This window comes from Anaerobiospirillum sp. NML120511, from assembly GCF_023050955.1.
GTDB lineage: Bacteria > Pseudomonadota > Gammaproteobacteria > Enterobacterales > Succinivibrionaceae > Anaerobiospirillum.
On sequence record NZ_JALKIK010000031.1, the window covers coordinates 17,713 to 28,955 of the forward strand.

The 11,243-nt window shown below is 55.3% G+C and carries 3 protein-coding genes; all 3 read right to left on the reverse strand.

Annotated elements, in window-relative coordinates:
• Positions 1-201: 201 nt before the first annotated feature.
• Positions 202-3,408, reverse strand: a complete 3,207-nt coding sequence (locus MXE39_RS09045; RefSeq protein ID WP_246978078.1) for a hypothetical protein — start codon at positions 3,406-3,408, stop codon at positions 202-204.
• An 832-nt stretch (positions 3,409-4,240) separates the two neighbouring features.
• Positions 4,241-8,950: a hypothetical protein gene (locus MXE39_RS09050; RefSeq protein WP_246978077.1), complete on the reverse strand. Its 4,710-nt coding sequence runs from the start codon at positions 8,948-8,950 to the stop codon at positions 4,241-4,243.
• Positions 8,951-9,033: 83 nt separating this feature from the next.
• Positions 9,034-10,725 carry a P-loop NTPase fold protein gene (locus MXE39_RS09055; RefSeq protein WP_247074004.1) on the reverse strand — a complete coding sequence of 564 codons (1,692 nt, stop codon included), beginning with the start codon at positions 10,723-10,725 and terminating at the stop codon, positions 9,034-9,036.
• Positions 10,726-11,243: the final 518 nt, after the last annotated feature.

Consider the following 11,243-nt stretch of genomic DNA (forward strand, 5'->3'; position numbering starts at 1 on the left):
CCCGTCCGGTGCTTATGACCTGAAGCTGGTCGCAAGCCTTCATGCGGCAGACCTTAGCTGCATGAGAGGACGGAGCTGATGAGCGTGGCAGGTCCAGGCCGGGGCAGGTTCAGGGCCCTCAGGCCTGACGGCGGCGCTGGCGGCCAGGGGGCCGCAAGGACGAACCTGGTCGCCAGGTGAGCCGCCTTGCTGACCGTCAGGTCAGCTTTGGCTGTTGCGGCTGGAGCGCTCGGGGATGTATACCGGGATCTTTGAGAGCAGGGTGGTGGTCAGGTCTGCAAGGTCCATAGGGCGGCTGCGCCAGTTCATCAGGGCCTCATCGTTGGCCGGGAAGTCAAAGCGGCGGTGATGGGAGTTGTAGAAGTAACGTGGCAGGCCCGGCTCACTTATCATGCGGGAGATAAAGCCATAGAGATTGACTCTGTGGGTATGCAGGGCAATGTTGACGTACAGATCCTGATTGCGGGCCAGGTGCTCGTTGATCTGGCGTACTGAGGCTCCCAGCGGGTCGCTGACAAAGGAGCACAGCTCCTCAAACTGCTCGCGGTCCGGAGTACGGTGTCTGAATACTGGAAGCAGCTGGCCTGCCAGCTGCGGGTCAATACCACACAGTACCTCAGGGGCAGTGGCGGCACGGGCATGATCAGCCATTACAGCTGGCATGGTGGCGATGCTTTCCATATTGCCCACAGCATCAAGGCAGGCCAGCTGCATGGTCTTAAGGCCGGAAATCAGATCGGCTGCCTCTGGAAATGCAGACTGGTACTGCTCTATATCCTGGCTCAGGCATTCGTCCATCCACTGGTGAGCGCTGGAGCGCTTGTGCGGTTCAAGGCGGCCAGGCATATGGTCACGGGCCAGCGCTATCAAGGCTGTAAGAGGTCTTACAGCCTCAGAGCATAAGGCATCAGTATCTGCAATCAGGCTCTCATCAGGGTGAGGGATGATTACCTTGCGACGGCCACGTGTGCTGTTGTCATCAGGCAGATGACGACCAGCTGCGCGGGCAGCCACACGGGCGGATTCCTCAAGGCGTTCAAGCTCACGTTCCTGAGCAGTGGTCAGGTCAGCACGTGATGCCTTTGAGCGGCTCTTGCGGGCTGGAACCGGGGATTGCTCTTCAAGGAAGAGATCATCACGCAGGGCATTCATGCTTGACAGGGCTGCAGCAGTGGTAAACCACATGCTTGAGGCCAGACGCAGGTTGACGGCACTTAAGATATCCTGGAAAGGGAAGATAAATTTGGCCGGATATGGAGACCAGTCACGACGGCTGCGGTTTAGCAGAGCGGTATTACGCATGCGCTCAAACTGGTTGAAAATCAGGGTACCAAGCTGCAGAACATCTCTTACTATCTGGTGGATATCACTGCCCCATTCACCCATATGGGCCTTGAGCTGCTCACGGTACTGAGCAGCAGCGGCATCGCGGGCCATGTACAGGGTGTACATATAGCTCACAGAGAGCTGGTAGTCCTCAACCGGGTCGCTGTCTTCACTGCCGGCATGAGGATATAGATAAGGGGCACCATTGACCATACCGTCGCTGAGCACTGACTCAATCAGACGGCCATCAACTACGGCCTTGTTAAGACGGTACTGGGCACGGGCATCAGCACCTGTAGCTTCTACGTCGACACTCTCACCCTCAGTGTGGTTGTCCGGAACGCCTGCTGCCGCTGCAAAGGCAGCCACCATGGCAGCCAGAGCATGCTCAGGGCCACGGGAGTCAGGCAGGGCGCCATTGCCCGGCAAATTCTTTATAAGGCGCAGCTCGGCCATAAACTCGTGACCGGCAGGACTGCCATCGGCACCTTCAATGTCCAGAGTGACTGATGGTTTACAATTGACGGCCTGTAATGCTTCCTCAAGCTCACGTCCGGCAGTGCTGTGCTGAGCCTTAATATCCTCAAAGTCGCTCTGGGCTGCGTACAGGGCAGTTACAGTTTCATTGAGGGTATGGGCTGCAGTGCGTACGGCCTTATGGGATTTGGCGTAGGCGGCAATGCGTGGCTGCAGCTGACGGTACAGAGTAAGTACCGGGTTGTATTCCTTGTTTTCAAAGAGGTCGACCATACGGTTGACGCCTTCATTGCCCTTGCCCATCAGGTGCATGGAATTGAGCACCTCACTTTGCAGGGCAGAGAACAGGGCTGTGGTCATGACATCAAAGGATGCCGAGACCACATCATCGCTGTTTACAGGAACAGGACGGAACTGGGCAATGACATCACGAAGTGACTGGCTGACCATTGCAAGGGCATTCTGACCGTCGGTCATGCTCAGGGCAAAAGGGCGTGGCAGCTGCATGGCCAGGGCAAAGAGGCCTGACTCATTTTTCTTGAGCTTGCGTACCAGGGCAGCCATCTTCTTGCGGGACTCAGCACAGAGTTCATCATCGCCATTGACTGTTCCCTCAATAAAGGCAGCCTCTTCATCACAGTATCTGACCAGCATTTCGGCCTGACGCAGCGCAGCCATGACAGCTGCTGTGCAGTGACCGGCATAGCCGCCAAGCTTTACTTTGGCTGCACCGCTTTCAAGCTCAGTGAGCACCTGTTCAGCCATCTGCTTTATGGCCTCGGCCTCTGCAGCCTCAGCCGGGCTTAAAACAGCCTCGGCAGCTGCCCCGGCAGATCCCTTACCCTTGCCCTTTGCCCTGCCGGCCGCAGCTCCGCCAGCTGCGCCAGCGGCGGCAGAGCCGCCCTTGCTGCCGCGTGAGCGGCCTGAGGCGCCAGCGCCATCAGAGCTGCCACCTGAAAGTTTGTAAAGTGTCTTTGCAATTTCATTGCAGTTGTTCTTTACATAATCAAAGTAGTCATTGAGGGCATTGTTGCGCTGCACGCACAGGTTGAGGCTGCCAGTATCGTCGGTATAGTCGCGGTAGCCGGCCTCGGACAGCCAGCTGTTATAAGCATCCACTGTCTCGTGTGCTGCATTGCAGGTAGACAGCAGGGACTCACGCTGCTGGCGCACAAAGAAATACTGCAGTGAGCGTTCAACCGGGTGGGTTTTCAGAGCAGTAGCAGCCAGCTGCAGCATGGCACTGTTGGCCATGTTCAGGGCAATTAATGCGGCAGTGCCGTAAACATCACTGCGCTGCTCCAGCTTGCGGTGAGAGCCTGAGCCACTCATCAGCCATGCAGGGTTATTGAGGGCGGCCACACATAAAGGGGCATCCTGCAAGGAGGCGCAGTAATGTCTGTTGTCCTCATTAATCTGCAGGGACGGCTCCTGACTGGCAAGGCGTGACTGCAGCAGAGCCAGAGCACGGGCTACGGCTTCGCTCAGGCGGGAAGGAGAGATGGCGGCCTTACGGTGCAGCAAAGAGCTCCGGTACTGTTCTGGACGCCCGGCACCGACAACTGCCTCGAGGGGACAGGCCTCAAACTCAAGATGGTATGGCACAGCTAATCTCCTAACCTGAAACAACAAAAACAAAACTCACCAGTAATCCGGCACGGCCAGCTTCACAGACAGCTGCCCGCCACATAAAACGCTCAACGACTTTCACTACCCATGCCCGCTCCGGCCACATCCCTCGAGGTTGCAGCCATCGTCCGCCAGCTACCAGCGTCCGACAGCTGCCCCGGTCAAGAGGCTGCAGCCAAGGTCCGCCAGTCATCACAGCACCGAGGCTGCAGCCAGCGTCCTCCAGCTGCCCCAGCCTCTAGGCTCAGAAACCATGTCACGGCCCGACGGCTGACATAGCCACCTGGGCCGCAGCGCCCAGGTCACTGTAAGGTGGCCGCCTTGCTCATGCTGCCACTTGGCAGACACCTTACATCTGCGGAAGCTTAGCGCAGCCATGCTTTCATGGACCCAGGGGGCTGCCAGATGCAGGATCGTGGCATTACAGTGAATGACTTTTTATGATTGGCATGCAGCGGACAGCCCAATGGTCAGGCTGTAACAGCAGCAGGATCATGAGATCACTGCCGGATTTGCCTGCAGTGATTGACTGCCTGGCAGGGAATTTTGACCGAACAGGCCGGATAATGAAAACCGGGCCACATTATCGCACAGATAACCCATTGCCGATAAGTAAAGACCGGGCATGAGCTGCTTTGACAGCATGGCCCACCGGTTGCCCAGCAGCCGCCTTGCCCCAAAGACGCATCTGAGCAGCTCCGGGTGGGATCAGGTCCCAGTACTGGCTGCCCGTCACAGCATGGCCAGGAAAGGACAAGCTGCCGGCAGCTGCAAGCTGCACTGCGGCAAGTGAGCAGAGCGATGGAGGTCAGGATTGAGTTTTGAGGTCCCTGAGCAGGATGAGAGCAAGGTCTCTTTCATGCTCAAGGAGCTCAAAAGTACCGATACGACGTAGACGGTAGCGCACAATCTTATCCTGAGCAGCCGCAAGCTCACCAGCTGTTATGCTGCCAACTGTGCCGCGTGTGCCGTTGCAGCTGTCATCAGGGGCAGAGCTGCCCCGCATACTGAATTCATTACCTGCAATACTGCCGTGGCAGGCCAATCTGCAATGACAGGCGGGACTGCCCTTGCGGGCATGGCTGCCATAGCTGACAGCTTTATCATCAGAGCATGGTTTATCATGGGTAAATCGCAGGTCGTCCACCATAGCGTGAGTAGCATGGCCAGCCTCAGTCTTATCCTCAGCCACAACATCCGGTGATGATTTGTCTGAAGCTGACATTGGAGCGTATGCTGATGCTGATGCAGGTGAGAATGCAGATGCTAAAGATGATGCTGCATCTGGTGCGGCCGTATCGGATGCATCAGATTTGTTGCCTGATGTCCGGCCGCTCCCTGCGGCTGACTGAGCAGCGCGTGCTGCTGAGGTGTCGGAGGCTCTGCGGCCATCAGCTCCAGCTGTAACTGTATCCACCAGATTACAGGCAGCCGTAGCTGTGAGGATACCTGAGGCGGCCGAGGTGGCAGTTGCGGATCGTGCATGCATGTGATCTGCTGATACAGTGCGCTTATTGCTGAAGAGAGCCGTATCCGTATTGGCATCGTAGCTGTGCTCATAAAGGGATGAGCTGCAGTATGGTAGGGGCTGGGCGCAGTACAGGTGGGCAGCAACTTCGTTTTTGAGCCTGTATTTGCTGGCATATTGAGCAAAGGATGACAGGCTTGAGGCCTTTGCGGTATCTGACTCACCAACCACAGCTGCACAGCCGGTATCACCACCACGGCCATCACTACGGGCCTGAGCACTCCTGCCTGCACCTGTACCAGTTCCATCATGGGCAGATGCCGCGCTGTCGCGACAGGTGCTTTGAGACTGGAGTCTGGCTCGGGAGCTGTCACTGTCAGTACTGTATTGGCTGTCAGCTGGTGCAGGCGCAGCCTCAGCTTCCGCTGTGGCGGCAGTGCTCTGCTCGCAGGAGACCTCATCTGGGCGATAGTCCATGATGCAATTGCTGTCAAAGCCACTGAGCTGGTTCTCTACCATCAGGAGCCATTCAATCACCTGAGCAGTCTGAATTTCAGCTGAGCGGCTGTCTGATTCAGTTGCTGTGTCTGATGGCTGTTCAGTTGTGCAGGTCGGTGCAGCCGGTTCTGGCTGAATCGGGCCAGTGCTCTGGTCCTGACCTGAAAGACGCCTTAACAGGGACCGGAGGGCTCCCATGATGCCGCTGCTGCCTGCAGTAACAGAAGAGCTGCCCTGATTGCTGTCACTGCCAATGTCCATGCAACTGCCAGTACCTGAGCCACGTGCAGTACTGGCGCCATGGCTGCTGCCGCTGGTGCCAGCACCATGGCTGGTGCCGCTGGTACCGCTGGTGCCGGCACCCTGCACTGTGCCGTATTGCTGGCAGACAGTTCTGGCATCAGGGGCTACATTGCAGGACGAGGCAGAGCTGTCCGTGATCTGCCCTTTATGGCCATCACCGGCAACTGCAGATTCAGAGTTTTGTGAGGAATCGGCAGCAGCATCAGCACGGCAGTCAGCAACAGGGCTGTGGGCAGCTGCCCCGTATGAAGATACGGACTGCATGGAGCTGCATGGTACGGATGTTTCTGCTGATGCGGTAAGGCGATCCAGCACTTTTATCAGAGCCTGTTTAAACTGCCCTTTGCTCTTGAGTGCGGCAGCATCTTCAAGCCAGAAAACAGGGCTGAGCTCAGGGGGATATCTGTCCATCATCTCTATGAGAGGCATCATATGCAGGCCCAGCTCTATCTCATGGGCAGTAAAAGGATTAGTAGCGCAGCCGCCATTTGGGCCCGGTGCGCGGCCTGCTGCAGCTGCAGAGCCCAACTCAGCCCCGGACCCTGATGCAGTGGCCAGCGAGGCGGCCATTGACGCCGACGCTGTTGCGGCGGCTGCCGATGAGCCCGCAGCATAGCCCGCAGCACAGGATGCAGTGGTATTTGAGACATTGCTCTTTTGCCAGTAGTTCTTTACTTCCTGTACATAGGAATTGGCCATACCTGCTGGTTTCCAGTCCTGCATCCTGAAGATAATCAGACTTCTTGCCATATCCTCAAGGACAGAAGCATTGCCATAGGATGTACGCGATGCCGCTTCTTTGGCTGAAAGCTGGCCATTGCTGCAGCGATCGCTGTTTTCACAACGGGAATGAGCAAGGTCGGCAGCATCCACTGCGTCTCTTAGTGAACGTCTGAGCTCATCACGAAACAGCCAGTACAGAGTGCTGTTGAGCAGGCCGCCATTGCAGTTCATGCCATTGCCACCTGAGTCAGCATCATCGGGATAGTCATCTCCTGTGCCACTGCCACTGCCAGTGCCAGATCCAGTATGCTCGCCGCTGCCTGGTTCAGTGCTACAGTCAATCCCACAGTCAGATCCATAACCCTTGTCAAAGCCGGAGCCATCGCTTGAATCAGCATTCTGGTGGTCAGACTCAGCACCATGGTCTGCAGCAGCGCTTTCAAGAGTTGCAGCCGCGTCCATGTTGTGCTCAGCGCTGGCTGAGGAAGTTGCTGCAGATGCGGCGGCTGATTTGAAAGCGTACAGCATGGCCTGGCGGTTGCGGATCAGGTGGTCGCTAAGGGTGACAATCTCAATGGCCCGGTGGCATGACCAGAAGCTGCCCGCTCTGAGCATGCAGATAATGCGGCCAAGCAGCAGACGCTCGAGCATGTCGGTAAGTAGCTGATAGCTGGCTACATCGTTGCCATAGTGACTGTTAAGACGGTACAGGGAATTACTGCTGCCACCAGAGCTCCAGTGCATCTGAGCGTTTATCGCTGTCAGGTACAGGTCAAAGCACAGACCGGCTGACAGATAGGACATGTTATCGTCGCTGCGATAGAAGATATTGCTCTTAAGTCGAGACTGCAGCTTTTGGGAAAAGGCACACTCCTTCCACGGAAAGTTATCAGGACTGTCAGTACGCAATCCGCTGAACACAAAGCTCTTGTCAGCATGCTCACCGTCAGCGACACCAGCACCAGCAGCTGAACGCGCACCAGTGCCAGCACCATAAGCTCTAATCCCTGCACCATCAGGCTGAGGCAGCCCTGCATCTGTCAGGGGCATGTCACAGTTGCCTGCAGTCGTGCCGCTCAAGGCTGAAGCGTCAGCAGCACGGCTGTCTGAGCTATGTACGCATGAATCATATCTGTGTGAGTCATGAGGGTCTGAACCAAAGTCCTTATCATGGACATTAGCATGCCTGGCGGCTCTTCCATCAAATCCACCATACACAGCAGTTTGAGCGGAATCAGCTGTATTGATATCAGCATCAGCATCTGCATCAGAATGTGCAGCAAAGCCTGCATAAAAACCAGTGCCAGACTCGGCGTCTGCACATGTACCGGCCCCGGTATATGCACCTGGGGAAGTGGCTGAACTTTGGGGAGCAACTGATCCAGCGCAGGCAAGTGCTGCCTCAGTTGCCTCACTGGCATCGTCAGCTGCGCCTGCTTTGCCTGGCTTTACGGACCATGTGGAGCCTGCAGGGCCGCTGGAACCAGCCGCCTGACATAGGGTACAGTCTGTTTGCTCTTTAGATACTGCTTTGTAAAGCGTCCTGTTGTCAGAGAGTGGCTTGAGGTCCTCGAGCAACAGAGAGCCATTGCCTGATGTTTTGGTGGAGTCATTCGCCCCGGACAGTCTGCATGTCATGTCTGCAAGTCTGGTAAGCATCCATGGGCAGAGCAGGCCACGTGCTGTCATCTCAAATGAGTTAAGTCTTTTCTGCAGTTCAGTGCGGCTGCGTGCCGGGCGCATGCATTCCCATGAAGCAAGGGACAGAGTGTCGTAGGTAAGAGACAGGGTATTGCCGAGCAGATAATGGCTTTCGGCAGGACTGGCGGCATTCATTAATGAGCCCAGGGTGGCAAACAGACTGTGCGCATTGCCCCAAACATCAGAGTGCTTGCTCCGCTGAGCAAAGAAGTCCCTGAATGCAGTGTAAATCTGGGCCATTACAGCAGGCTGCATATGTCTGATGCGCAGTGATTTTGTAAAGTGACCTGATCTTTCATATGGGGTTGACAACTGGCTCCCGCCGTCTGCTATTGCCGACCAGCCAGCACCTGTACTTGAACTCTGGCCCACGCCATCTGAACCAGCTCCTGCACCAGCTGCTTGACATGCTCCTGCACCTGACCACGCAGTTGCTGGCTGGGCAGCATGCTTATCAAAGCTGGATGTGCTGGCTGTTGAGCCGTATGGGCGGAAAGGCTCATCGTTTACTGAATTTGCTCTGACCTTGTATTCGTAGTTTTCATACCAGTGAGATGGTGCAGCATGACTGTTGTCATTGAAGTATGACAGCTGTGCCATATCACCCTGTGCAGATGCGTTACTGTAAGATTTTGTAAACTGCCCATGCCTATCTTTACTCAGGTTAATGCTGTCACGGCTGTAAAGTGGCTTTTTGGCAATGTAGCGCATTGCCTTGAAGCTGCGAAGCAGCACAGTCTCCAGCTCAAACTCAGGTATGCTGGCCGAGCTTTTATCACCAAAACCAAAGGTAAAGTAACGTCGGGCACTGCCAATGAAGAGCATGTCATTGCTGGTGCAGTCATCAAAGAAATGAACCCAGCTGTCACCGCAACACTGACGGGATGAGCTTTTTTCAAAAAGTACGCTCAGACAGCTCCACAGCTCCTGACTGTCCAGTACTGCTGCACTGGACTGGTCCCTGTAAGGGAACAGCTGGGCTGTAAGGTCAGTAATATCCTTATTAGACAGGGCTGCAGCGTCATAGCTGTCTGGAGAGCGTCCTGCAGGACCACAAACAGTACAGCAGGATGCTTACCAGATGCGTCGTCCGCAGCCACAGCGCCGTCACACCATGAGCCTGTTAAGCCCCCATGAGTGACATCAGCCCAGGACTTAAGATCAGCATGACCGGATGGCTGCGGCATCTGCTCAAGCATTTGCCCTGGTCCATACCCTGGGTCCTGGTGCCGTACGCTGTTTGCACATAGCTGGTGAGGCTGGTGAAAACGGTCGCTCAAAGAGCGCCACGCTCTGCCTCCAGTCAGCACTGACATGAGCATCTGTGCGGCGGGCATGTTGCCCTCACCTTCAGCAGATCGATAGCTGAAGATGGCTGTAGCCAGCTGGCTGAACAGTTCAGGCCGGTGCAGACGCAGGAGTTCCATTACTATGACCTGCTCGAGCCTGACTGATCCTCCTGCTGCTTTCCATGCCAGTACTACTGAATCTGAAAGTCGGTAAGACTGACGTGGTGTGGTGATGAAGCTGGTAATCATGCTCCTGACAGACTGACCAACATGCATGGACTTTCTGCTGTCAAGAATGGCGTGGGATCGGCCCGGTGCAATTTCATCATAAATGTTTGAGATGGTCAGACTGGCAATGCTTGACTGGGGAGCAGGAATAATGTCGATTCTGTACCTGATGATTTTCTCAAGGTAGGCAGAGGCAGCTTCATTATCCTGAGTCAGCTGGGACCTGTTGTTTTCAGCCATAAGGCTTCTGTTGATGACCTGGTGCAGCCGGGTGCGATCATAGCCCATCACAAAGATAATGCCCGGCAGAGACCCCATGGTCATGATGATGCGCATCATGGCCATGACTGCAGCATCAGGCATACGGTCCAGATCATCAAGGATAATGACCAGACGATGCTCACGGCAGTGTTCAAACATGAGCTTGCGCAGCTCCTGGATTTGCTGCTCAATACTGCCATGCACCTTACCCTTATTAAGGTACATCTGGGCAATGTTTGTCGGGTCTATATGAGCATTCAGTTCTGCGATTGGGAATGTTACTTTTAACCTGACAGAGCTTATGATGGCCAGGAGCAGCGTCATAACTGAGTTAAATTTACCACTGCTTTGACAGTCGCTGTCATCAGTTATAAGGCTTATCTGATGGGCAAGATGGGATACAAAGGCCAGCAGGAGGGACTCTTCATCAGAAAACCACAGGCATTCAAAGGTTGATACACTGAAGACATGTGGGGCTCCAGTACCGTCCCTGTCAGCCCGGCTGTGCTTTCTAATCTCACAAACTCTTTCTCTTCTTTCCTTTCTGCGTGCAAGCTCAGCCTTCAGTCTCTCAACTGCAGTATTGATAATGGTAGTCTTGCCTGCTCCCCAGCTGCCGGTAAGCGCAATGGTATAAGCCTCAGGCAGCACCTCGCGGTCAACTGTGGCTGTAATGGCACGCACCAGTTCATGGACGTAGCGCTCATGGTCAAGGTCAAACTTGCAGTTGTCGAGCGTACTCAGAGCATACTCGTAAGCCCGGCCGCCTGTGCCCTCATCTCCATCACGTCTGGCAGCATTCATATCATCACCAGCAGCCACAGCAACCCCCCAAAAGAAAAACAAAACAACAACACAGCAGCCAGGCAGACCCAGCCTGCCAGCTGCATTCACCCCGGACGTCCCAATTCACAATGAGCAAAGGCCAGGTCTGGCTATTCCAGCCAGTACCCAGCCTGCATGGTATGATCTCACAACAGCCACGAGCAAAGACAGTGCAAGCAAGCGGACTGAACCTTAAATGCTGGCTGTCAGCAGATGTTCAAATGTTCCCATTACCCTTAGCCGAATGAAAGTCAGGAAGACAGTGATCTGCAGCATCCCCCGGCTACCCGGCCATCATGCTCAACCTTTGCAGGACCGGGCCGGCTACAAAGCCAATGTCTATGAGACCAGAACAACCGGCACAGTCATTAAGAAACTCATGCGCCACGGGGACAGGGACAGAATGCCAGGTCAATACCATGAGCAAAGGCCATAGTCTGGGCGTAGTTCCATGGGTAAAGGACATTCAAGGCACAGCAAGCCTCATTTTAAACAAGGAATGGCCATGGGCATAA

What these genes read in the sequence shown, in the direction of transcription:
- MXE39_RS09050 (WP_246978077.1), bottom strand. Translation starts at nt 8,950, where the DNA reads ATGCTCTTCATTGGCAGTGCCCGACGTTACTTTACCTTTGGTTTTGGT.